Origin of the sequence: Streptomyces sp. NPDC056628, assembly GCF_042792555.1 — a bacterium.
In the GTDB taxonomy this organism is placed as follows: Bacteria; Actinomycetota; Actinomycetes; order Streptomycetales; family Streptomycetaceae; genus Streptomyces.
Window position 1 is genome coordinate 205,417 of the sequence record NZ_JBHTWG010000001.1, and the last position, 23,043, is coordinate 228,459.

A 23,043-nucleotide genomic window follows, 5' to 3' on the forward strand; every position below is an offset into this window, starting at 1 on the left:
GTGTGGCGTGGCGAGACCGCGCCACACGGTCCCGGCGTCCTACCGCTTCGCCAGGAAGCTCTCCACCGCCTCCACCACCATCCGGTGGTCCGCCAGCTGCGGCAGCCCGCTGACCGTGACCGCGCCGACGACCCCGACGCCCTCCACGGTGATCGGGAACGAGCCGCCGTGGGCTGCGTAGACGTCCGGGTCCAGCCGCGAGGACTCCTCGAACGTCGTCCCCTTGGCCCGGGACCGGGCGCCCACGAGGTAGGAGGAGGCGCCGTAGCGCTCCACGACCCGGCGCTTGCGGGCGATCCAGGCGTCGTTGTCGGGCGTGGAGCCCGCCAGCGCCGCGTGGAAGAGCTGCTGCCCGGCGCGGTGGATGTCGACGGCGACCGGGGCCTGGCGCTCCCGGGCCAGCTCCACCAGCAGGGAGCCCAGCGCCCAGGCGTCCTCGTGCGTGAACCGGGGGAAGACCAGGCGCCGCTCCTGGGCCTCCAGCTCCTCCAGCGAGGGCGTGATCTCGGGCTGGAACTTGGGGGTCGGTCCGCTTGTGTGCGTCACAGGGTCACCGTCACTCCGTCACGGGCGGAGCGTCGCGCCGCCTCCAGTACGTCCAGGGCGGCGGCCGCCTCCAGGGCGGTCACCGGGTTGGGGCCGCCGTCGCGCAGGGCCGCCGCGACGGCCGCGTAGTAGGCGGGGTAGTCGCCGGGCAGGGTGGGGACGGGGCTGCCGCCGCCCGTGAGCGGGGACTCGCCGGCGCCCAGCCGCCCGTACAGCTCCTCGGGCTCGGTGCCCCAGTCCGCTCCGTCGCCGGGCCGCCGCCCCTCGCGCAGCTCCGCCTCCTGCGGGTCCAGGCCGTGCTTGACGTACCCGGCCTTCGAGCCGAGCACCCGGAAGCGCGGGCCGAGCTGGGCGGTCGTGGCGGAGACGTACAGATGGGAGCGGACGCCGTTCGCGTGGGTCAGGGCGAGGAAGGTGTCGTCGTCGGTCTCGGCGCCGGAGCGGCGGACGACCGCCTCGGCGTACACCTGGGTGACCGGGCCGAAGAGGACGAGGGCCTGGTCGACGACGTGGCTGCCGAGGTCGTAGAGCAGACCTCCGATCTCTGTGGGGTCGCCGGACTCCCGCCAGCCGCCCTTGGTCTGCGGACGCCAGCGCTCGAAACGCGACTCGAAGCGCCAGACGTCGCCCAGCTCGCCCTCGGCGAGGAGCCGGCGCAGGGTCAGGAAGTCGTTGTCCCAGCGGCGGTTCTGGAAGACGGACAGCAGCAGGCCGCGCTCCTCGGCCAGCGCCGCCAGCTCCCGCGCCTCGGCCGCCGTGCCGGCCAGCGGCTTGTCCACGACGACCGGCAGGCCCGCCTCCAGGGCGGCGGTGGCGAGCGGGACGTGCGTCTTGTTCGGGGACGCGACGACGAGCAGGTCGAGGTCGCCGGCGCGGGCGAGCAGGTCGTCCGGCGACGCGGCGACGCGCACGTCCGGGTGCTCGGCGCGGGCCTGCCGCTGCCGCTCGGGGTTCGAGGTGACCACCGTGTCGAGGGCGAGCCCCTCGGTGGTGGAGATCAGCGGGGCGTGGAAGACGGAGCCGGCCAGGCCGTAGCCGACGAGGCCCACGCGGAGGGGAGTAGCACTCATGCGCCCCACTTTCGCAACGCTGTTGCCAAAGTGCAAGCGCCAGGGACAATGGGAGGCGTGAACAGGACGGAAGGCGGGGCCGGCGGGGTGAACCTGGGCGCCCTGCGCAGCCACAACACCGCGCTCGTGCTCGATCTGCTGCGCACGGCCGGCCCCGGCGGCATCAGCCGGCTCGAACTCGCCGAGCGCACCGGGCTCACCCCGCAGGCGGTCAGCAAGATCACGGCGCGGCTGCGGGACGACGGCCTCGCCGCCGAGGCGGGCCGCCGGGCCTCCACCGGCGGCAAGCCGCGGACCGTGCTGCGGCTGGTCCCCGAGGCCGGGCACGCGGTCGGCGTGCACCTGGACCGGGACGAGCTGACCGCCGTGCTCTGCGACCTGACCGGCGCCGTCGTGGCCCGGCGGGGCGCCGCCCTGGATCTCGGGGCCGGTGCGGACACGGTCGTCGACCGGCTGGTGAGCGAGGTGACGGACCTGGTGTCCGGGGCCGCCCGGCCGGGTCCGGTGCTCGGCGTCGGGGTGGCGCTGCCCGGCCCGCTCGACCACCGGCGCGGCGTCCTGCACCGCGTCACCGGGTTCCCCGAGTGGAACGGCTTCCCGCTGCGCAGCGTGCTCCTGCGGCAGTTGTCGCTGCCCGTCGTCGTGGACAAGGACACCAACGCCGCCGCCCTCGCCCTCGCCGTCGGCCCGGCGGAGACGGCCGGCGCCTCCTTCGCCTATCTGCACTTCGGGGCGGGACTCGGCGGCGGGCTCGTCATCGGCGGGACCGTGCACCGCGGCACCCGCACCGGCGCCGGCGAGTTCGGGCACCAGGTGGTTCAGCTGGACGGCCCGCCCTGCGGCTGCGGCAACCGGGGCTGTGTCGAGGCCCTGTGCCTGGCCGCCGTGGCCCGGGGCGACACGGCGGAGGCGGCCCGTGTGCTCGGCACCGCCGCCGGCAACCTGGTCGCGCTGCTCGACGTCGACCTCGTCCTGCTCGGCGGGCGCACCGTCGCCGCCGCACCGGACACCTTCGTCGACGGGGTCGCCGCCGTCCTCGACGCCCGCGCCCGCCGCGCCGGCGAGGAGACGGTCCCCGTACGGCTCGCCCCCGGCGCGGGCGACGGAGTGGCCGAGGGGGCGGCGCAGCTGCTGCTCGCGCCGCTGTTCGGCCGGGCCGAGGGGTGACCCCGGCGGGCCGCGCCCGGCCGGGTGGCGGTCCTGCGCCGATCGGGCGGTCCCGCACGCCCGTACGGGAAGGCGTCGCCCTGAAGGCCCTTCGGGCCGGCATGGTCATGTGTTCATGCGACTGCACACACCCGTAGCCCTCTGCCTCGCATCAGCCGCCCTCCTCGCCGTCGCGCCCCCGGTGGGCGCGGAACCGGCCGCCCCCGGCTGCGCCGGCGACGGCGGCACCTTCCCCCTGGCCACCCGCCTGCACGGCGGGCCGAAGGCGTACACGGCGGGCGGCGGATCCGGCACCTGGTACCTGGACCTGAAGAACCGGACCGGACGCACCTGCGCCGGCATCCACCCCGTCGTCGTCCTCGTCGACGCCAAGCGCAGCCTGACCCCGTCCCAGCCGCGCCTGGAGTTCTACCCGGGCGGCCGCGACGACCGGCCCCGGCCCGTCCACTTCGAGACCACCGACCAGGACGAACTCGTCGGCGCCTTCGACGGCTTCCCCGGCTTCACCGTCGGCCCCCGCAAGACCGTCACCGTCAAGGTGCGCCTCGCCCTCACCTCCGACGCGGTCCCCAACGAGGTCACCGCCAACGCGGCCGTCGTCCAGCGCCACGACGGCGACGGCGACTGGGTCGGCCAGTCCGACGACTACCGGTTCACCATCGAGGCCGCCTCCGCCGACGAGGACGACCCGTCCCCGGCACCGGACCAGGACGGCACGGCCGGCCCGAGCGGCCCCGCCGACCGCGACGCCTCGGCACCGCCCGCCGACCCGGACGCCTCCCCGTCCCCCAGCGAGTCCCCTCGGGAGCGGCTCACCCTCGCCGACGAACTGGCCCGCACCGGCCTCACCTCACCGCCCGGCGTCACCTTCACCACCACCCTGGCCCTGCTGCTCGCCGGAGCCACCCTCCTGATCGCCCGCAAGCGCCGCTGAGCCGCCGAAGTCCCCGGGCGCGCGGCACGGGCCTTCCCCGGACGGCGGCCGGTCACCGATGATCGGCGAGGTCGGGGCCGTCCGATCCTGACTACGCTGGAGCAGCCGGTACGGCGTGGTTCCGGCACCCGCAGCCCGTCTCCGCACGCAGGCCAGGAGAGTCACATCACCATGGCAGACCGCAAGCCCATCGAGTCCTGGCTCACCGACATGGACGGTGTGCTCATCCACGAGGGCGTCCCCATCCCCGGCGCCGACGCGTTCATCACGAAGCTCCGCGACTCCGGCAGGCCCTTCCTCGTCCTCACCAACAACTCGATCTACACCCCGCGCGACCTGCACGCCCGCCTGAACCGCATGGGCCTGCACGTGCCGCTGGAGAACATCTGGACGTCCGCCCTGGCCACCGCCCAGTTCCTGGACGACCAGCGGCCCGGCGGCTCGGCGTACGTCATCGGCGAGGCGGGCCTGACCACCGCGCTGCACGACATCGGGTACATCCTCACCGACCACGAGCCGGACTACGTCGTCCTCGGGGAGACCCGCACCTACTCCTTCGAGGCCATGACCAAGGCGGTCCGGCTCATCAACGACGGGGCCCGCTTCATCTGCACCAACCCCGACGAGACCGGTCCCTCCGCCGAAGGGCCGCTCCCGGCGACCGGCGCGGTCGCCGCGTTGATCACCAAGGCCACCGGCAAGCAGCCGTACTTCGCGGGCAAGCCCAACCCGCTGATGATGCGGACCGGCCTGAACGCCATCGGCGCCCACTCCGAGACCAGCGCCATGATCGGCGACCGGATGGACACCGACGTCCTGGCCGGCATGGAGGCCGGTATGCAGACCTTCCTGGTGCTCACCGGCCTGACCCGGCACGAGCACGTGGAGAACTTCCCGTACCGGCCGTCCCAGGTCGTCGACTCCATCGCGGACCTCGTCGAGCGGATCTGAAACTCCGTACGGGCCCGATCCGACCCGGATGGAGCAATGCGGGCCCCGCACAGGATGCGGGGCCCGCCTCAGCGGGGGAGCCTCCCTGTATCTGGAGGTTCACGATGGGATCACTGCGCGTCACTCTGAGTGCTGTCGCCGCCCTGGGGGCGGTGAGCGCCGTCCCGGCGGCCCACGCGGCGGACGGGGGTGTCTCGGTCGGCCCGTCGCCCGCCGCCCCCGGCGGCGACGTCGCCCTCCGGGTGAGTGGATGCCCGGGCCGGACCGCCACCGCCGTCTCCCCGGCGTTCGTCGCCGACGCCCGCCTGACGGTCACCGAGGACGGCACCCTCGGCGGGGAGAGCCGGGTCCGGTCCACGCTGAAGGACGGCAGCTACGACGTACGGGTCCGCTGCGGGGAGACCACCCGCGCGGGCTCCGTCACCGTCGCGCGCCGTACGACCGGTCCGGCCGGCGCACAGCGCCACGGGGCACCGCCCCCGCCCGCCGCCAGCCCGACCGCCCCCGTCCGGGCCGGTGGGGGCGGCGCCACCCGCCTCGCCATGGTCGACGCCCGCGAGGCCGGACCCGGCACCGCCCACACCGTGACGGGGCTGGTCCTCGCCGGTGTCGCCGCGACCGCCGTGGCACTGCGCAGCGCCCGGCGGAGCAGGCGGCCCCGCTGACCGTGACCGCACGCGAACGCACCGGCCTCGGCGGCCGCCTGCTCACCGGCACGGTCTGGGCGGCGCTGCTGCTCGGGCTGTGGCTGTGGGGCTGGGAGGTCACCGACGTCCGGCCGCACCCGTCCTCCCCGCCCGCCGCGGGCACGCTGATCCCCGCCGGCCCACCGCCCGACGTACGGCTGCCCCCCGCGGCGCGGCCCTTGACCGACGCCGTGCCGCAGAGGGTCGAGATCCCGGCGCTCGGCGTAAGGGCCCCCGTCGTCGCCCGCGGCCTGGACGCGCACGGAGCTGTCGACTCGCCCCCGTACCGGCAGGCGGCCGCCGTCGGCTGGTACGCGGCCGGTCCGGCACCCGGGGCCGCGGGACCCGCGCTGATGGTCGGGCACACCGACACCGAGGCCCGCCCGGCCGTCTTCCACCGGCTCGCCGCGCTCCGGCCGGGCGCCCGGGTGCGGGTGCTGCGCGCCGGCGGCCGGGTCGCCGAGTTCACCGTGGACGAGGTGCGGACGGTGCGGCGCGACGAGTTCGACGCCGGGTGGGTGTACGGCCCGCACCGCCCGGGCCGCGCGGAACTGCGCCTGATCACCTGCGCCGGCACCTTCGACCGGGCCACCCGGACGTACTCCGCGAACCTGGTCGTCTCCGCCTACCTCACCGGCCGCGGATAGCGCCGGAGGCGGCCCGCGGACCTCGCGTGGCCCGCCACCGGGTATGTCAGGATTGAGCCTCGGAAGAGTGCACCCGAGGGGGAGCTGGATGTACCAGAAGAGGGGGGCCTGGGGGGTCGCTCGTGCGCGCACGTCCGCGGTGCTGCTGGGGGCGGCACTGCTGATCGCGGGATGTTCCTCCGGGGACGGCGACACACCGGACGGCGAGAACGCCGCCAGGATCGGCCAACAGCCCAAGGGGAGGACCCCGTTCTGGGTGAACCCGGACGGGAACGCGGCCGGACAGGTGGCCGTGTACGAGAAGGACGGCAAGAAGGAGGACGCCGAGCAGATCCGCAAGATCGCGGAGCAGCCCACCGGCGAGTGGATCGGCCCGGAGAACCCGGAGCGCGAGGCGCGCGGGTACACCGAGGCCGCCGCCAAGGCGGACCGCACCGCCCTGCTGGTCCTCTACAACATCCCGCACCGCGACTGCGGCCAGTACTCGCAGGGCGGCGCCGCCGACGGCGACACCTACCGGGAGTGGATCGACGGGGTGGCCAGGGGCATCGGTGACCGGGGCGCCACGGTCGTGCTGGAGCCGGACGCCGTGCTGCACCTGGTGGACGGCTGCACCCCGGACGAGTTCCACGAGGAGCGCTACGACCTCCTCAAGGGCGCCATCACCAAGCTCAAGTCGCTGAAGGACACCAAGGTGTACCTGGACGCGGGCAACGCCGGCTGGGGGCACCCGGACCAGATCTTCGAGCCGCTGAAGTGGGCGGGCGTCGAGCAGGCCGACGGCTTCGCGGTGAACGTCTCGAACTTCTACACGACCAGGGACTCCATCGCCTACGGCAAGCAGCTCTCCGCACGCGTGGGAGGCAAGCCGTTCGTCGTGGACACCAGCCGCAACGGCAACGGCCCCTACACGGGCGGCGACCCGAACGAGCGCTGGTGCAACCCGCCCGGCCGCGCGCTGGGCGAGACCCCGACGACGAAGACGCCGGACCCGCTGGTCGACGCCTTCGTCTGGGTCAAGCGCCCCGGGGAGTCGGACGGCGAGTGCAAGGGCGGCCCGAAGGCCGGCCAGTGGTGGGCGAAGTACGCCCTCGGACTGGCCAGAGCCAGCAAGTGACCCGGTGCACGCGACGGCCCCGCACCCTCACCGGTGCGGGGCCGTCGTCCGTGCGGCCTCGGGAGCGCTACGGCACCCGGACCCACTGCGCCTTGGACGGCGTGCCCTGGTCGTCCGTCACGAAGAGCATGTACCAGCCCGACGGCACCAGGTTCCGGTTCGTCGGCACGGTCACCGTGAGCTGGTCGCCCGACACCTGGAAGTCCAGCTTCACCGACCGCTGGTCCACGTCCGTGACGTGCGTGGACGCGCTCGGCCGCATCAGCCGTACGTTCTTCACGGACGAGGCGTGCTGCGAGCTGAAGGTGCCCTTCCCGCCGCGCTTGATCGTCTGCGGGCCCCCCGACAGCGACGGCCGCGCGTCCCGGTACAGGTACGGCGGCGTGTAGATCTCGATGCGCTGCTCGAACTTGCCCGGCTTGGTGTTGGCCTTGTCGGCGTAGAGCGAGTCCGAGCCGAAGAACATCACGCGGCCGTCGGGCAGCAGGATCGAGCCCGAGTGGTAGTTGCGTCCCACCAGCGGGTCGGCGACCCGGTCGAGCTCCTGGGCGCCCGGCCGGTACAGGTGCGCCTGGAGGATGTCGGAGTCGCCGCGGCCCCGGTAGTCCTCCGAACCGCCCGACACCAGCACCGAGTCGTCCGGCAGCACCGAGGTCTGCGGGTAGCGCGTGCCCTTCTCCAGCGACGGCCCGTCCACGAACTCGGGGTTGTCGTCCTTCAGGTCGATCAGCCGGGTCTTCTCGCTGGACTTCTTGGACTCGCCGACGCCACCGCCGCCGACCACCATGTACTTCTCGTCCTGCGCGGGCGGCAGCAGCACCGTGCCGGACGTCTCCATCAGGTTCGCGTCGCTCAGGCCGCGCAGCTTGGTGAACTTGTTGGTGTCCACGTCCCAGATGCCCGGCTCACGGCCCACGTCGTCGGGACCGTAGCCGGCGTTCGAACCCGAGTAGAAGATCTTGCCGTTCTGCAGCGGGAACAGCGCCGGGTACGTCGGGAACTGCCGGGTCTTGTCGAGGTACGTCCACTTCTTGGTCTTCGGGTCGTACACCTCGTTCTTGCCCGGCACCAGCTGCCCGATGTCGTCGAGACCGGAGACGCTGAGGATCTTGCCGTCGCCCAGGGTCGTGAGCGTCGGGTACCAGCGGGCCTCGTGCATCGGGTCGACCTTGATGTACTTTTCGGCGACCGGGTCGAACTCGTAGGCGTCCCGGATGCCCTGGAAGTCCTTCTTGTCGAGGGCGAGCTTCTGCGCGATGCCGTAGGTGTTGCGCGCGTCCACGCCGGACAGGCCCTGGATCCGGTAGTTGTCCTGGGTGCCCGTCTCGTACTTGGTGCCCTGCTTCTGCGCCTCGACGTAGATCCGGCCGAGACCGGGGTCGTTGCGCAGGAACGCGCCGGTGGCCTGGTCGAACACCTTCTTCGCGCGCGGCACCAGCACCGGGTCCTTGGAGACGAACGTCTTGCCGTTCTCCTTGCCGGTGAACTTGGTGCCCGCGGGCAGCGTGATCGGCTGGTCCGGGTTCTCGTTGTGGACGATCATCAGGCCGCCGGCCTTGGTGACGTCACCCTTGAGCTTCTCGTACCGCTTGGTGCCGCCCGCGATCAGCAGGTTGCCGTTGGACAGCTGGGTGTGGCCCGTGCAGAACAGGTCGTTCGGCGTCGGCACCTTCTTGATGGTGCCCTTGACCGGGTCCCAGATCCGGGTGTCGTACTGCTTCGCGTCGAAGTTGTCCTGGTTGTTGCCCGAGCCGGCGATGAGCAGCACCTTGCCGGTGTGCAGGAGCGCCGCGTGAATCGTGTTCTGGCGGTACTCCTCGGGAAACTCGACGATCTCCCACTTGCCGTTCGCGGCTTTGTACTCGGGTTTGTTGATCTGGTACTGGTGGTATTTCTCGGTGCCGACGCGATAGAGCCACGGCCCGTTCATTCCGGCCAGCGCGAGCACCACCGCCGTGCCTATCGCGAGTCGACGGGCGCGGCGGCGGCCTGCACGGTCGTTCATTCCTTACGTCCCCCAAGTCCACCAAGGGCGATCTGCATCGTCTGGTCGTTGCCGCCGCCACTGCCCGACGCGGCCCAGGTCGGCTTCTGCTGGCCGTGGGGCGCGTGCGGCGTGGCGTGCGAGGGCAGCGGCTGCGGCTGGTACGGCACCGCCGGGCCGGCTGCCGGTGCCGCGTCCTGCTGCCCGCTCCCGGCGGACCGGGCGGCGTGCGCGGCGGGCTTCTTCTTCTCCTGCCGCAGCATGTAGCGCCAGGCGAAGATCGGCGTCGCGGTGATCAGCATGGCGAACGTCGCCCAGATGATCATCGCCGGGTGGGAGTGCCCGTAGACGAATCCCGCCGTGATCGAGGCGCCGAAGATCGCGATGAAGTACCAGTGGTACCGGAAGGTGCCGAACCAGCGGTCGGGGCTCGCGGAGTCGCCCTTGGGCGTGACCACGAACTTGCTCTTCTTGCGCAGCACCGAGTCGATCAGGGCCTTCGCGTACAGCGGCGCCGACAGCGCGGACATCACCATGCCGGCCACACCGCCGGAGCCCTCCGGCTCGTGCGGCGAGACGTTGTGGCGGCGGTTCCAGACGTACAGGCCGATCTGGAGGGCCGAGGCGTTGCCGTACAGCATCAGCCAGATCGTGGGGTCGATGTTCACACCCGAGGCGCCCAGGCCCAGGAACAGCGCGCAGCTCAGCGCGGCCAGGATCCAGTTGAGGGCCGACATCGGGTAGAAGATGATCATCATCGTGTAGTTGAAGAGCTTGCTCGGCGGCAGCGAGTACCAGCCCTTCCAGTACTGCTTGAGGATCGTCTCGTACGTCCCTCGCGACCATCGCATCTGCTGGGTGAAGAAGTCCGTCCAGGCGCTCGGGCCCTCACCGACGGCGAGCACGTCCGGGGTGTAGACCGAGCGCCACTTGCGGCCCGTGGCCGGGTTCTTGTGGCGGTGGATCTCGAAGCCGGTCGCCATGTCCTCGGTGATCGAGTCGTACAGGCCGCCGATCTGCTTCAGCGCCTTGATGCGTACGGCGTTCGACGTACCCACGAACATCGGCGCGCCGTACTTGTTGCCCGCGCGCTGGATGAGGGCGTGGAAGAGGAACTGCTGGGACTCGGCGGCCTTGGTGACGAAGTTGTCGTAGTTGCCGTAGACCTGCGGGCCGATGACGAAGCCGACGTCCGGGTCGCGGAAGAAGCCGAGCATCCGCTCCAGGTAGTTGGGCAGCGGCACGTGGTCGGTGTCGACGGAGGCGAAGAAGTCGTAGTCGTCGCCGTGGGCGTCGAGCCAGGCGTTGTAGTTGCCGTGCTTGGTCTTGGCGCGGTGCGGGCCCTTGGCCTGGTTCCACTTGGCGACGCCCTTGCGGGAGAAGTGGCGCACACCGAGGCGGGCGCACACCTCCTTGACCTCGGGGTCGTCACCCTCGTCGAGCAGCCAGACGTGCATCAGACCCCGGTGGCGCAGCTTGACGGCCGCCTCCAGGGTCCTGGTCACCATCTCCAGCGGCTCCTTGCCGGGCACGAAGGAGGTGAGGAAGGCGACTCTCGTCCCGGTCTCCGGCACCACCGGGATCGGGTCGCGGGCGACCAGCGTGGCGTGCGCGTTGGAGAGGACGTTCATGCAGCGGAAGAACTCGATCAGGCCGATCGAGACGAGCATCACGATGTCGAGCGCCGGCAGCCAGTCGAAGGCGGGGTAGTCCCGCTCGGTCCAGTGCTCGGGCTGCAGCAGCCAGAAGAGCAGGACCAGCGAGAGCACCGGGGCCGCGGCCAGCATCAGGGCGACCCGGATGCGGTGCGGCTCCTGCGAGATCAGCGAGCGGTACTGGACCCGGTACGGCTTGTTCGGGTCGGGCTGCGTGAGGGGACCGGCCAGCCGGCTGTAGTGCTCGTAGTCGTACTTCGGCAGCGTCTTCTTTATCCGGCGAAAGGCCCCGGTCCGGTGCGTTGGCACCCTCAACTGGGTGGTCTGTGACGGGTCGAAGTCCCGCCGGGCGCCCGTCGGCGTCGACGTCATGAGTCATCCCCCCACACGCAGGTCACCGCGTGTATGTCGGTTCCGTTTACGACTGTGCCGATCCCCCTCGACCTTCACAGGCGTATCAGTGGCGGGCCGCGGTCACCACATCTTCCACACGTTAGACATGGAAACGCGACCTTCCGGTTGCATCATGCCCCCCTCGGCATGCGGTCGTGAAAACGGGGCCCCCGCTCCCCCGAAAACCGGCAACCGGCTCCTTGCCCCCCAACTGCCGCGTATGCGCAGCATCGTGAAAAACCCCACCCCAGGGTTCTACGCGGGTCCGCATGATCGCAAGATGCGAAACGCGGTGTTTACCGGTCATACGCGCTCATTGTGGCAGCTGTGGAGGTCCTGTGTGGCCGTCGTGGACACATGGATGCCGGAACGCCGGAAGCCCCTCGCGCGAGCGAGGGGCTTCCGGACCGTCTGTGCGCCGCCAGGGACTCGAACCCCGGACCCGCTGATTAAGAGTCAGCTGCTCTAACCAACTGAGCTAGCGGCGCCTGCTGACGCCGTCACTCTACATGACCTTCGCCGGTGCTCCCGACCGCCCGCCGAGGGGCGCCGGGGCCGGGGGAGCGGCCTGTAAACCATTCGGACCGTCAACATGCGGGTGCGGACGACAGTTGGGAAACTGGCGACGTGCACAGCAGAGGAATGTTCCGTCTGGAGTGTGAAGGGAATCGCATGGAAACTCGGACTCCGGTGTTCGAGGAATTCGATCCGGCGAGTGACTGCGAGTGCCCGGGATGCGTCCACTGGCGGCGCGTCCTGCCGCATTCCACGACCGGCCGCCACCCGGCGGCCCACCGCGCCCTGGTACTCGCCGCCGCCGCGTCCAGCACGCTCGCCGCCGCCCACACGGCCGCCGCGGCCGCGCCCGAGGCGCCCGACCGGCCGGGCGTCCCCGCAGGTGACGAGCCCAGTACCCCGCAGGGCGACAAGGCTCCGCTGCACGGGCCCGCCGGCACGCCCGCCGCACCGACCGCCGGGACGGAGACCCCCGCCACCACCCGTACGGAGATCATCAACCGGGCGAAGAAATGGGTGGCGGCGAAGGTTCCGTACAGCATGTACAAATTCTGGTCGGACGGATACCGGCAGGACTGTTCCGGATTCGTCTCGATGGCCTGGAGCCTGCCCGGGAACGAATGGACGGGAAGCCTCGCCCAGTACGGCGTCCGCATCAAGAAGGAGGATCTCCAGCCCGGCGACATTCTGCTGTTCCACAATCCGGCGGACCCCCAGAAGGGTTCGCACGTCGTCATCTTCGGCGGCTGGACGGACCACACCCACTCCTCCTACGTCGCCTACGAGTCGGCGCCCCCGCACGCGCGCCGCCAGACCACCCCGTACGCCTACTGGAGCCACTCCGACAGCTATGTCGCCTACCGCTACAAGGGGCTGGTGAAGGGCACGGCGGGAGCGAAGCCGGACACCGCCGGGCCGGAGCAGCCGAAGCCCCGGCAACCGCAGCGGCCGGCCGAACCGGCGAGTGCGGCGCCCTACCCGGGGCGTGCCTACTTCGGTCCCGGCGCCAACAACAAGCACGTCACCCGGCTGGGCCGCATGCTCGTCGAACGCGGCGCCGGCCGGTACTACGCCTCGGGCCCCGGCTCGCGCTGGACGGACGCCGACCGTCGCGCGACCCAGGCGTTCCAGCGGGCGCAGGGCTGGCGGGGCCAGGACGCGGACGGGCTGCCCGGCCAGGCGACCTGGAAGCTGCTGGTCACCGGTCAGGGCAAGGACGTCCAGGGCGGGGCGGGCGCGCCGGAGCAGCCCGCGTCCCACGGGGTGTCCGGCTATCCGGGGCGGGCCGCGTTCCGGCCGGGCGCGGAGAACGAGTACGTCACCAGGCTCGGCGAGCGGCTGGTGGGGAAGGGGTTCGGCAGGTACTACAAGTCAGGACCGGGGCCGCGCTGGAGCGATGCCGACCGGCGTGCCGTCGAGGCCTTCCAGCGTGCCCAGGGCTGGCGGGGCGGCGCGGCGGACGGCTACCCGGGGCCGGAGACGTGGCGGCGGTTGTTCGCGTAGCCGGACCCGGCGCGCGAAGGCGCGCACCGGACCGAGGGGCGGTCCGGACACCGGGTGCGCGCGCCGGGCGCCGCACCCTTATCCCCTGTGACGCATCTGGCGCGGAGGCTGGAGGCAACGCATGACCACGACCACTTCCCACACCCCGGAGCCCGAAGGGCTCGACGGGCTCGACGGGCCGGCCAAGCCCCCCGTGCGGCCCGCACGGCTGATCCAGAACGAGGCGACCACGGAGATCCCCGTCCATCTGCTCTTCCGCGACGAACCGGACCCGGTGCCGGTGCCGCTGAGCCCGACGGTCGTGGCCCGCCGGCAGGGCACCGGGGAGCAGCCCCGGGTGCGCCGGCCGGTGCAGCCGAAGCCCCGGCCCGACCTCCGGGTCGACCCGGAGCTGGTGGAGCGGCCCGCCCGGGTGCTGCCGGGCGCGGTCGGCCTGGTCGCCGGCGTGTGCGCGGCGGCCGGGGCGCTGGTCTCCTCGTGGTGGGCGGGGGTGCTGCCCGCGGCGGCCGTGCAGGCGCTGGGGCTCCCGGCGTCGGCCGGGGCCGGGCTCGGACCGGCGCAGTGGGCGGCGTACACCGGTGCCGGGGCGCTCGGCCTGTTCGGCTTCGGCGGGCTGGCGCGCGGGCGGACCGGCGGGGCCTGGGTGCTGGGGCTGTTCGGCCGCTACCGGGGGACCGTACGGCGCACCGGTCTGCTGTGGGTCAACCCGCTGCTGCTGCGCCGCCGGGTCGACGTACGGCTGCGGCACTGGCGCAGCGAGCCGATGCAGGCGGCCGACGGCAGCGGGGTCGCGCTGCGGGCGGTCGTCCTGGTGGTGTGGCGGGTACGGGACACCGCGCGGGCCACGCTCGCGGTCGAGGACCACGAGTCGTATCTGCGCGAATGCGTGGAGGCGGCGCTGGCCCGGATCCCGGTGGAGATGCCGGGCGCCTCCCGGGGCGCGGTGGAGGCGTCCGGGGACGCGCTGACCCGGCTGGTGGTGCGGGACGCCGGGGCGGTGGGGCTCGAGGTGTTCTCGGTCCGGCCGCTGCGGGTGGAGTACGCCCCCGAGGTGGCCGCGGCCATGAACCGGCGCCGGATCGCCGTGCTGGACGCCCAGAACCGGGCGACCGTGCTCACCTCGGTCGTGGACTCGGTGGAGGACACGGTGACCCGGCTGACCACGCGGGGTCTGGTCGACCTGGACGACTACGAACGCAAGGCGCTGGTGAAGGATCTGACGGTGGCGTTCTGCGCGGGGCGGGGCGAGACGGCGGGCTGACGGGGTGTCGAACAGAGCCCGCTATTGGTATGGACATGTTCAAGCGTCAGCAATAATCTGGGGCTTGGTCTAGACCTGCAAGCTCATCGAACTTCCCCCACGTTCCCAGGAGCAGCAGCATGCGCAGAAGGACCAAGCTGTACGCCGCCGCGCTCGGACTCACCACGGCCGGAGCGCTCGCCCTGTCCACCCAGGGCGCGAGCGGGCACGGGTACACCGACCTCCCCGTCAGCCGCCAGAAGCTGTGTCAGAACGGCACCGTCGCCAACTGCGGGTCCATCCAGTGGGAGCCGCAGAGCGTCGAGGGCCCGAAGGGCTTCCCCGGCGGCGGACCGGCCGACGGGCAGATCTGCAACGGCGGACTCGGCCAGTTCAGCCAGCTGAGCGCGCCGAAGACGCCGTCCGGGGCCGCCTGGCCCACCACCAACGTCACCGGCGGTCAGAACTACACGTTCCGCTGGCAGTTCACGGCCATGCACGCCACGACCGACTTCCGGTACTACGTCACCAAGCAGGGCTGGAACCAGAACCACAACCTGTCCCGCTCCGACCTCAACCTGACGCCGTTCTTCACGGTCCCGTACAACGGCCAGCGCCCGCCGTCCACGCTCTCGCACAGCGGCCGCCTGCCGACCGGGCTGAGCGGCCACCACGTGATCCTCGCGGTGTGGACGATCGCGGACACCGGCAACGCGTTCTACGCGTGCTCGGACGTCACGTTCTGAGGTTCCCTTGAGTCAGTGTCCCGGCCGGCGTGGGTAGGTTCCTGCCACGCCGGCCGTTCGAGGCCGGCCGTGACCTCGGGGGACCTTCATCATGGACGCAATCTTCTACGCCGTGCCCTGCCTGATCCTGGCCGTCGTGCTCTTCATCGGGTTCCGCGTGACCCGCCGCTCGTGGCAGATCCGCGCCGCCTGGAACAGCGGGCTGACGGCCGAGGGCCGCTGTCTGCGGACGTTCACCACGACGCACGGCGGCGGGCGCGACACCTCCGTGCACACGACGCTGCACCACGTGTACGAGTTCACCGCGCGCGACGGCCGCGTCGTCCGCTTCGAGGAGGAGGACGGCCCGGCGACCACGGTGGAGGGCGACATCGTCACCGTCCACTACACGGAGGGCGCCCGGGTCGCCGCCACGGCACGCAGGCCGGGACGCGCCGGGCTGGCGGCATCCACCCTCGGCGTCCTGGCCGTTCTCGGCGCGGCCGCGGTGATCTGCGTCGCCTTCATGATCACGTACCACGGGATGTCGGCCGAGTTCGGCTCCGGCGAGAACACGGGCGAGACCAGCGACACGGTGGTGATCGACGGGGTCACGATGACGCCGTGAGAATCGGGACAATCCGCACATGTCGAAGGGCCTCTCGCTCCCACGAGAGGCCCTTCCGGTGTGCGCCGCCAGGGACTCGAACCCCGGACCCGCTGATTAAGAGTCAGCTGCTCTAACCAACTGAGCTAGCGGCGCATGACTCACGCCGACCGCGTTCTGACTGCTCCCGCGGCTGGCGACGAAGAAAATAATACCCGGTCCTGAGGGGTGCTTCCGACCACCCGCCCGGCCCTAGATCGCCAGGGACAGGAGTACCGGTGCCGCGTTCCGGTTGAGGGCGTCCGCCGCCTGGCGGAGCCGGTGGGCGTGGCGTACCGGGAGCGACAGGGCCAGGCAGCCGACGGACGAACCGGCCGTGATCGGCACGGCCGCGCAGACCGTGCCCACCGCGTACTCCTGCAGGTCGAGGTGCGGGACCGTCGGCGGCTGGGACTCCAGGCGGGACAGCAGCACCTTGTCGCTGGTGATCGTGCGCGAGGTGAGCCGGGCCATCTTGTGCCGGGACAGATGGTCCCGCCGCCCGTTGTGGTCGAGCTGTCCGAGCAGGCTCTTGCCGATCGCCGTGGCGTGCGCCGAGTACCGGAAGTCGACCCACTCGTTGACCACGGGGGTGGCCGGGCCGGCGGCGAACTGGTCGATCCGGATCTCCCCGTCGACGTACCGGCTGACGTAGACGGCCGCGCCGACCGAGTCGCGCAGCCGGTCCAGGGTGCGCTGCAGGTTCTCCCGCAGCGCCCGCGCCCGGCTCTCCGCGGAGCCGAGGCGGGCCAGCGCCTCCCCGGCGACGTACGCCCCGTCCGCCACCTGCTCGACGTACCCCTCCCGGCGCAGCATCCGCAGGAGGCCGGTCAGGCGCTCCGGGCCGATGCCGGTGTGCCGGGCGAGCTCGGTGCCGGTGACTCCGGTGCCGTGGCGGACCACGGTCTCCAGGACGCGCAGGGCGCCCTGTGCCGCGTGGTACGGCGTCCTCGGCTCGTGCTGCAGCGCCACGGTCCCCCCTGCGGTCGCACATTGCTTCCCGATGCGGGTTCTGGTCCGGTCCCCTTCACGATAGCGGCCAAGGGGACCGTGTCGAGCGGTCGTTGACGAGATTCCGGCGCCCTCAACTGCGACATCGACACACTGGCACATGCCAAAGTCATGGGACCGGACGACGTCACAGGACAGCGCCGAGGAACTCCCGCGTGCGCTCGTTCTCGGGGTCGTTGAAGATCTTCTCCGGGCTGCCGGACTCGATCACCCGGCCGGAGTCGAACATCAGGACCTGGTCGGAGATGTCCCGGGCGAAGTTCATCTCGTGCGTCACGCAGAGCATGGTGATGTCCGTGCTGCGCGCGATGTCCCGCAGCACGTCGAGGACGCCCGCGACCAGCTCCGGGTCGAGCGCCGACGTCACCTCGTCGAGCAGCAGCACCTGCGGCCGCATGGCCAGGGCCCGCGCGATCGCCACCCGCTGCTGCTGACCGCCGGACAGCTGCGTCGGGCGGGCGTCGCGCTTGTCGGTCAGGCCCACCATCTCCAGCAGCTCCCGCGCCCGCGCCTCCGCCTCGTCCTTGGACATGCCGAGGACGGTGACCGGGGCCTCGGTGATGTTCCGCAGCACGCTCATGTTCGGGAACAGGTTGAACTGCTGGAAGACCATCCCGATCTTCTTGCGGATCTCCCGGACCTGCTTCTCGCCGGCCGGGTACAGCTGGTCCCCGTCGACGGTGATCCGGCCCCCGTCCGGCTTCAGCAGGGTCATCAGCAGCCGCAGGATCGTGGTCTTGCCCGATCCGGACGGGCCGATGAGGGTGACGTGCTTGCCGGCGTCCACGGAGAAGTCCAGGTGGTCCAGGACGGTGTGGTCGCCGAACCGCTTGGTGACCTGCTCCAGGCGGATCAGTTCGCCGGTGCCGCGCGGGGCCGCGTCGTCCCGGGCGCCCCGGGGCTTCTCGGGCTTCTTCTCGAACGGGGCGTGGGTGTCAGTGGACAAGGCGTCGCTCCAGGGCTCGCAGGGCAAGGGAGGCCAGGTAGGAGATGACGATGAAGGCAACGCCGATCACCGTCAGGGGCTCGGTGAACTGGAAGTTCTGCTGGGCGAACAGCCGTGCCTCGCCGAGCATCTCCAGCACGGTGATCGCCATCAGCAGGGGCGTGTCCTTCAGCATCGAGATGACGTAGTTGCCGAGCGCGGGCACCACCCGGCGGACGGCCTGCGGCAGGATCACCACGGTCCACGTGCGGCGCAGCGGCAGGTTCAGCGCCGTCGCCGCCTCCCACTGGCCCACCGGCACGGCCTCGATCCCGGCCCGGTAGACCTGCATGGTGTACGTCGAATAGTGCAGCCCGATGGCGAAGACGCCGGTGGTCAGCGCCGAGGCGGTGATCCCCCACTCGGGCAGCACGTAGAAGAGGAAGAACAGCTGCACCAGCAGCGGGGTGTTGCGGACGAACTCCGTGACGGCGCCCACCGGCCAGGTCACCCAGCGCGTGGGCACCCGCATGAGCAGCGCCCACACCAGTCCCAGCGCGAAGGAGATCAGCGAGCCCAGGACCAGGATCTGCAGGGTGACCAGCAGTCCGTCCCAGAAGTACGGCATGAAGTCGGAGACGGCGCTCCAGTCCCACTTCACGAGACACCACTTCCCTCGGGCACGCGCACGGCGGCGGTCTCCTTCTTCGGCGCCCTGCCGACCCCGGCCTTCAGCCGCTTCTCCAGGCCGCGCATCATCCGGGTCAGCAGGAAGGCGATCAGGAAGTAGATGAGCAGGATGTACGTGTAGATCTCCGCGCTCTCCTGGAGCGCGAGGCGCACCAGGTTGCCGCTGAACGCCAGGTCGCCCATGCCCATGATCGACACCAGGGCGGTGCCCTTCAGCAGCTCCACGAGCAGGTTGGAGAACGGCGGGATCATCTCCGGCACGGCCTGCGGCAGCAGGATGAGCCTCATCCGCTGCCAGGGTGTGAAGCTGAGGGCGATCCCGCCCTCACGCTGGGCCGGGTCGACCGCGCCGAGGGCGCCGCGCACGATCTCCGAGCCGTAGGCGCCGTAGGTCAGGCCGAGGGCGAGGGTGCCCGCCCACAGCGGCACCAGCTGCCAGCCGAAGGCGGGGGGCAGCACGAAGAACACCCAGAAGATCATCACCAGCGCCGAGGTCCCGCGGAACACCTCGGTGTAGAAGCCCGCCAGGAAACGGACGACCTTGAGCCGGTGCGTGCGCGCGATGCCGACCACGAAGGACACGGCGGTCGCCAGCAGCGCGCTGAGGACGAGCAGCTGGACCGTGACCCATATGCCCTTGAGTACGAGTTCCCAGAGTCCCGAGGTCATCCGCCGCACAGCTCCTTCGCGGTCAGGTCCGTCATCTCGTCCTCGGTGAAACCGAAGGGCCGGAGGATGCGGAGCAGTTCACCGCTCTTCTTGAGCTCGGCCAGTTCGCGGTTGAAGGCGTCCCGGAGCCCGGTCTCGGTGGGCCGGAACGCGAACGCGCCGCCGTCGACGTGCGGTTCACCGTCCACGAGCGGCTTGAAGGGCTCCGTGGCCTCCGCCTTGGAGGACCGCTTCACCACCTCGCGGGTGGTCAGCGCGGTCCCGGCGAAGACGTCCACCCGTCCGGCCTCGACGGCGTTCAGGCCGGCGACCTGGTCGGGGACGATCAGGATGTCGCCCTCCTCGTACCCGGCCTCGACGGCGTACGCGATCTCCGCGTAGCCGGTGCCGGTGGCGAACCTGGCCTTCTTCTCGACGACGTCCTTGTAGTCGTGCAGGCCCATCGGGTTGCCCTTGCGCACGATGAAGGAGTCGAGCATCTGGTAGTCGGGGTCGGAGAAGATGACCTGCTCGCAGCGCTCGGGGTTGACGTACATCCCGGCCGCGACGACGTCGAACTGCTGGGAGTTCAGGCCGGGTATGAGCGAGCCGAACTCCGTGGGGACCGGCTGGACCCGGCCGACGCCCAGCCGTCGGAAGATGACCCGGGCCAACTGAGGTGCCTCGCCGGTCAGTTCGCCATTCCTGTCGATGTATCCGAAGGGGATCTCACCGGCGATGCCGAGCCGGACCACGCCCGCCGCACGCAGCCGTTCGAGCAGGTCACCGCCGTGCTTCGTCGACGCCGTGGCCACGCGCGAGCAGCCCGCGGCCCCCAGCACACCGAGCGCCGCCACCCCCGCGAGCAGCGACCGGCGTGTGGTCCCTGAGGTGTCTCTGTCGTTCCCATTAGGTGGAGCCATGGCGGCGCGGCTACCCGAGACCATGCGGAGTATGCACCCTGGAACCCATGACTGAACGGTTCATCGAGGTGTCGCTGGTCGAACGCGGTATTCACTGCAGGGCCGAGCTCCTGGACGACCGCGCCCCGCGGACCTGTGCCGCCGTCTGGGACGCGCTGCCCCTGTCGGGCGACGTGTACCACGCCAAGTACGCGCGAAACGAGGTCTACGCGCTCTTCCCGCCCTTCGCCCCGTCGGAGCCGCCGCTGGAGAACCCGACCGTTACGCCCATTCCGGGCGATCTCTGCTATTTCTCCTTCGCCGGGACCGAACTCGGCACGCCCGCCTACGGCTACGACCGGCCGGTCCGCCCCGGCACGACCGTGGTGGACCTGGCCCTGTTCTACGAGCGCAACAACCTGCTCCTCAACGGTGACGTCGGCTGGGTGCCCGGCATCGTCTGGGGCCGGGTCGTGGACGGTCTGGAGCGGATGGCCGAGGGCTGCAACGACCTGTGGCGCTCGGGGGCGGCGGGGGAGTCACTGCGCTTCCGCAAGCTCTGACCCGCCGGGCGCGGAGGGCGGCGCGGGCACACCGGCCGCCCCCGCCTCGTACAGCGCGTGCGCCGCGCGCAGCACCAGGTCGTCCCGGTGCCGGGCGGCCACCAGCTGCAGCCCCACGGGGAGTCCGTCGGCGTCGGTGCCCACCGGGACCGAAGCGGCGGGCTGCTGCGTCATGTTGAAGGGATAGGTGAACGGCGTCCACCCCGTCCACCGCCGGTGCCCGGACCCCTTCGGCACCTCCGCACCCGCCTCGAACGCCGTGATCGGCAGGGTGGGCGTGACCAGCAGGTCGTACGACGTGTGGAAGCGGCCCATCCGGCGGCCCAGGTCCCGGCGCACGTCCACGGCGGCCAGGTAGTCGAGCGCGCTGTGCCCGGCGCCGAGGGCGCTGATCTCCCGCAGCCCGGGGTCCAGGAGGGCGCGCTCGCGCGGTCCGAGACGCTGGACGACCCGGGCCGCCCCGGAGAACCACAGGGTGTGGAACGCCTCCACCGGATCGGCGAGGTCGGGGTCCCGCTCCTCGACGTACGCCCCGAGGCGCGCGAGCCGCTCCACCGCCCGCCGGACCGCCGTCGCCACCGCGGGCCGCACCGCCACCTGGCCGCCCAGGGTCGGCGAGTAGGCGATCCGCAGCCCCCGTACGCCGTCCACCAGGGCGGCCGCGAAGGAGCCGGGCGAGGCCGGTAGCGCCGACCCGTCACGGGAGTCGGGCACGCCGATGCTGTCGAGCAGCAGCGCCGCGTCGGCCGCGTCCCGGGTCATCGGGCCGACGTGCGCGAGCGAGCCGAAGGCGCTCGCCGGGTGCAGCGGGACCCTCCCGTACGTCGGCTTCAGCGCGAAGACCCCGCAGAAGGCGGCAGGGATCCGGACGCTGCCGCCGCCGTCGGTGCCCAGGGCGAGCGGTCCCGCGCCCAGCGCCACGGCCGCGGCGGCGCCCCCGCTGGAGCCGCCCGCCGTGCGCGACAGGTCGTAGGGGTTGCGGGTGACGCCGGACAGCGGCGAGTCGGTGACGCCCTTCCAGCCGAACTCGGGCGTCGTCGTCTTGCCGAGGAACACGGCGCCCTGCTCGCGCAACCGGGCCACCGACGGCGCGTCCTCGTCCCAGCGGCCCCCCTCCGGGACCGTCCGGGAGCCGCGCAGCGTCGGCGCGCCCCGCATCAGCAGGATGTCCTTCACCGTGACCGGCACACCGTCCAGCGGTCCGGCCGGTGTGCCGTGCCGCCACCGCCGCGCGGACTCGGCGGCCCGCGCGAGAGCCTCCTCGGCCGTCAGCCGGACGAACGCGTTGACCCGTGGCTGGATCCGCTCGGCCCGCTCCAGCGCGGCGCGGGTCGCGTCGACCGGGTCGAACCGCCCGGTGCGGTATCCGTCGAGGAGTTGTACGGCGGTCAGTCCGGCGAGGTCCGTCATGCGCCCTCCAGGCTCGGGTCCGTGCGCGGTTCAGCGTCCGGGGACGTACCCGCGCCGTTTGTCCACCACGTTCAGCAGCGGTCTTCCCGCCTCCCAGCGCTCGTACAACTCCACGAACTGGGCGCCGAGCCGATCGCGCCAGCCCACCGTGTCCCCGCTCATGTGCGGCGAGACGAGCAGCCCCGGCGCCTCCCACAACGGGCTGTCCGGGCCGAGGGGTTCGTGCTCGAAGACGTCGAGCGCCGCCCCCGCGATCCAGCGTTTCGCCAGCGCCTCGGCCAGCGCCTCCGTGACGACGAGCTGCCCCCGCCCGACGTTGATGAACCGGGCCGAGGGCTGCATGACGCCGAAGCGCCTCAGGTCGAACATCCCGCGGGTCTGCTCGGTCAGCGGTGCCGCCGCGATCACCCAGTCGGCGCGCGCGATCAGCCGGTCGAGGTCCTCGGGGCCGTGGATGCCGGTCCGCGGGACGCGGCCCACCAGCGCGGTCGTGACGTCCAGCGCCTTCAGGGCGCGGGTGATCGCCCGGCCGATGGGACCCGACCCCACGACACACGCGCGGGTGCCCGCCACCTGCTGCCCCTCGCGGTGCCGCCACTCCCGGGCGCGCTGGAGGTCCAGGGTCCGCGGCAGGTCCTTGGCCATCGCCAGCACCAGCGCGGCCACGTACTCGGCGATCGGCTGGTCGAAGATCCCGCGCGCGTTGGTGACCACGGTGTCGGACGCGGTGAGCTCCGGGCACATCAGATGGTCCACGCCCGCGCTCGCGGTGTGCACCCAGCGCGGCCGGGGTCCCTCGCCGGGCCAGGCGTGGCGCACGGCGTGCGAGGTGAAGTCCCAGACGAGCAGGACGTCCGCGTGCGGGAGCCGGGCGGCGAGCGTGCCGGCGTCCGCGTGCTCGACCCGGACCCGTCCGGTGAGACGGCCCAGGCGGGGCAAAGGGTCCGCGTCGAGCACGAGGAGCGTGGGCCGGGACGCGGACGGGACGGGTGGGGTCATGCGGGGTCGCTTCTCCGGAGGTGTGAGGCGGCGGGGGCCGGGGGCCGGCTCCTTGGAGCGCGGGTGCGGTCGCGCGGGGTCCACTTGCTGGTACGGGCCGTCTGACATGCGAGGT

The 23,043-nt window shown here is 71.9% G+C and carries 22 protein-coding genes and 2 tRNA genes; 11 read left to right on the plus strand and 13 right to left on the minus strand.

Translation table 11 applies throughout. The features are described 5' to 3' along the window. Positions 1-39: 39 nt before the first annotated feature. The gene (locus ACFRAC_RS00910) at positions 40-546 is read right to left on the minus strand and encodes a heme-degrading domain-containing protein (protein ID WP_382919246.1); all 507 of its coding nucleotides are present in this window, start codon (positions 544-546) and stop codon (positions 40-42) included. Beyond that, positions 543-1,616 carry a Gfo/Idh/MocA family oxidoreductase gene (locus ACFRAC_RS00915; protein ID WP_382919248.1) on the minus strand — a complete coding sequence of 358 codons (1,074 nt, stop codon included), beginning with the start codon at positions 1,614-1,616 and terminating at the stop codon, positions 543-545. Before ACFRAC_RS00915 ends, ACFRAC_RS00910 begins: the two co-directional genes overlap by 4 nt. A gap of 48 nt (positions 1,617-1,664) precedes the next feature. Here ACFRAC_RS00915 and ACFRAC_RS00920 point away from each other — a divergent pair, with 48 nt between their 5' ends. From ACFRAC_RS00920 to ACFRAC_RS00945, 6 genes are all read left to right on the plus strand, one after another. Next, positions 1,665-2,783, plus strand: a complete 1,119-nt coding sequence (locus ACFRAC_RS00920) for an ROK family protein (protein ID WP_382919250.1) — start codon at positions 1,665-1,667, stop codon at positions 2,781-2,783. A 109-nt stretch (positions 2,784-2,892) separates the two neighbouring features. Continuing rightward, entirely contained in the window at positions 2,893-3,717 is an 825-nt protein-coding gene (locus tag ACFRAC_RS00925; RefSeq protein ID WP_382919251.1) for a hypothetical protein, read from the plus strand. 171 nt (positions 3,718-3,888) lie between these two features. Continuing rightward, positions 3,889-4,668: an HAD-IIA family hydrolase gene (locus ACFRAC_RS00930; protein WP_382919252.1), complete on the plus strand. Its 780-nt coding sequence runs from the start codon at positions 3,889-3,891 to the stop codon at positions 4,666-4,668. A 104-nt stretch (positions 4,669-4,772) separates the two neighbouring features. Beyond that, positions 4,773-5,333 (plus strand): hypothetical protein, encoded by a 561-nt coding sequence (locus tag ACFRAC_RS00935; protein WP_382919254.1) that lies wholly within the window; start codon positions 4,773-4,775, stop codon positions 5,331-5,333. 2 nt (positions 5,334-5,335) lie between these two features. Continuing rightward, on the plus strand, positions 5,336-6,001 hold the full coding sequence (locus ACFRAC_RS00940) for a class F sortase (RefSeq protein ID WP_382919255.1): 666 nt from the start codon (positions 5,336-5,338) through the stop codon (positions 5,999-6,001). Between the two features lie 88 nt (positions 6,002-6,089). Then, on the plus strand, positions 6,090-7,118 hold the full coding sequence (locus ACFRAC_RS00945; RefSeq protein WP_382919256.1) for a glycoside hydrolase family 6 protein: 1,029 nt from the start codon (positions 6,090-6,092) through the stop codon (positions 7,116-7,118). Positions 7,119-7,185: 67 nt separating this feature from the next. On the opposite strand, the gene ACFRAC_RS00950 is transcribed toward ACFRAC_RS00945, so the two are convergent. From ACFRAC_RS00950 to ACFRAC_RS00960, 3 genes are all read right to left on the minus strand, one after another. Continuing rightward, on the minus strand, positions 7,186-9,123 hold the full coding sequence (locus tag ACFRAC_RS00950; protein ID WP_382919257.1) for a galactose oxidase-like domain-containing protein: 1,938 nt from the start codon (positions 9,121-9,123) through the stop codon (positions 7,186-7,188). Continuing rightward, positions 9,120-11,129, minus strand: a complete 2,010-nt coding sequence (locus tag ACFRAC_RS00955; protein WP_382919258.1) for a glycosyltransferase family 2 protein — start codon at positions 11,127-11,129, stop codon at positions 9,120-9,122. The genes ACFRAC_RS00950 and ACFRAC_RS00955 overlap by 4 nt, the downstream gene beginning before the upstream one ends. A 435-nt stretch (positions 11,130-11,564) precedes the next feature. Continuing rightward, positions 11,565-11,638, minus strand: a tRNA-Lys gene (locus tag ACFRAC_RS00960). Between the two features lie 184 nt (positions 11,639-11,822). On the opposite strand from ACFRAC_RS00960, the gene ACFRAC_RS00965 reads away from it, so the two are divergent. The 4 genes from ACFRAC_RS00965 to ACFRAC_RS00980 all read left to right on the plus strand — a co-directional run bounded on the left by ACFRAC_RS00965 (position 11,823) and on the right by ACFRAC_RS00980 (position 15,762). Next, positions 11,823-13,169, plus strand: a complete 1,347-nt coding sequence (locus ACFRAC_RS00965) for a peptidoglycan-binding protein (protein ID WP_382919260.1) — start codon at positions 11,823-11,825, stop codon at positions 13,167-13,169. A 121-nt stretch (positions 13,170-13,290) separates the two neighbouring features. Next, complete coding sequence (locus tag ACFRAC_RS00970; RefSeq protein ID WP_382919262.1) at positions 13,291-14,430, plus strand: SPFH domain-containing protein; 1,140 nt, start codon at positions 13,291-13,293, stop codon at positions 14,428-14,430. Positions 14,431-14,549: 119 nt separating this feature from the next. Further along, positions 14,550-15,155, plus strand: a complete 606-nt coding sequence (locus ACFRAC_RS00975; RefSeq protein ID WP_382919264.1) for a lytic polysaccharide monooxygenase — start codon at positions 14,550-14,552, stop codon at positions 15,153-15,155. A 91-nt stretch (positions 15,156-15,246) separates the two neighbouring features. Beyond that, the gene (locus tag ACFRAC_RS00980) at positions 15,247-15,762 is read left to right on the plus strand and encodes a DUF3592 domain-containing protein (RefSeq protein ID WP_382919266.1); all 516 of its coding nucleotides are present in this window, start codon (positions 15,247-15,249) and stop codon (positions 15,760-15,762) included. 61 nt (positions 15,763-15,823) lie between these two features. Here ACFRAC_RS00980 and ACFRAC_RS00985 read toward each other — a convergent pair. The 6 genes from ACFRAC_RS00985 to ehuB all read right to left on the minus strand — a co-directional run bounded on the left by ACFRAC_RS00985 (position 15,824) and on the right by ehuB (position 19,977). After that, positions 15,824-15,897 (minus strand) — tRNA-Lys (locus ACFRAC_RS00985). A 96-nt stretch (positions 15,898-15,993) separates the two neighbouring features. Continuing rightward, positions 15,994-16,752, minus strand: a complete 759-nt coding sequence (locus ACFRAC_RS00990) for an IclR family transcriptional regulator (protein WP_382919268.1) — start codon at positions 16,750-16,752, stop codon at positions 15,994-15,996. Between the two features lie 166 nt (positions 16,753-16,918). Continuing rightward, positions 16,919-17,737 (minus strand): ectoine/hydroxyectoine ABC transporter ATP-binding protein EhuA, encoded by an 819-nt coding sequence (ehuA, locus tag ACFRAC_RS00995; protein WP_382919269.1) that lies wholly within the window; start codon positions 17,735-17,737, stop codon positions 16,919-16,921. Beyond that, on the minus strand, positions 17,727-18,377 hold the full coding sequence (gene ehuD / locus ACFRAC_RS01000) for an ectoine/hydroxyectoine ABC transporter permease subunit EhuD (RefSeq protein ID WP_086870787.1): 651 nt from the start codon (positions 18,375-18,377) through the stop codon (positions 17,727-17,729). The genes ehuA and ehuD overlap by 11 nt, the downstream gene beginning before the upstream one ends. Beyond that, positions 18,374-19,075 carry an ectoine/hydroxyectoine ABC transporter permease subunit EhuC gene (gene ehuC, locus ACFRAC_RS01005; protein ID WP_382919272.1) on the minus strand — a complete coding sequence of 234 codons (702 nt, stop codon included), beginning with the start codon at positions 19,073-19,075 and terminating at the stop codon, positions 18,374-18,376. The genes ehuD and ehuC overlap by 4 nt, the downstream gene beginning before the upstream one ends. Next, positions 19,072-19,977, minus strand: coding sequence for an ectoine/hydroxyectoine ABC transporter substrate-binding protein EhuB (gene ehuB, locus ACFRAC_RS01010; protein ID WP_382919274.1), 906 nt, complete (start codon positions 19,975-19,977; stop codon positions 19,072-19,074). Before ehuB ends, ehuC begins: the two co-directional genes overlap by 4 nt. A gap of 47 nt (positions 19,978-20,024) precedes the next feature. Here ehuB and ACFRAC_RS01015 point away from each other — a divergent pair, with 47 nt between their 5' ends. Then, positions 20,025-20,519, plus strand: coding sequence for a DUF3830 family protein (locus ACFRAC_RS01015; protein WP_382919276.1), 495 nt, complete (start codon positions 20,025-20,027; stop codon positions 20,517-20,519). On the opposite strand, the gene ACFRAC_RS01020 is transcribed toward ACFRAC_RS01015, so the two are convergent. Together ACFRAC_RS01020 and ACFRAC_RS01025 are read right to left on the minus strand one after the other, a co-directional pair. After that, the gene (locus tag ACFRAC_RS01020; RefSeq protein ID WP_382919278.1) at positions 20,496-21,929 is read right to left on the minus strand and encodes an amidase; all 1,434 of its coding nucleotides are present in this window, start codon (positions 21,927-21,929) and stop codon (positions 20,496-20,498) included. The two genes, ACFRAC_RS01015 and ACFRAC_RS01020, sit on opposite strands and share 24 nt — an antisense overlap. Positions 21,930-21,959: 30 nt before the next feature. Beyond that, positions 21,960-22,928 carry a D-2-hydroxyacid dehydrogenase gene (locus ACFRAC_RS01025; protein ID WP_382919279.1) on the minus strand — a complete coding sequence of 323 codons (969 nt, stop codon included), beginning with the start codon at positions 22,926-22,928 and terminating at the stop codon, positions 21,960-21,962. Positions 22,929-23,043: the final 115 nt, after the last annotated feature.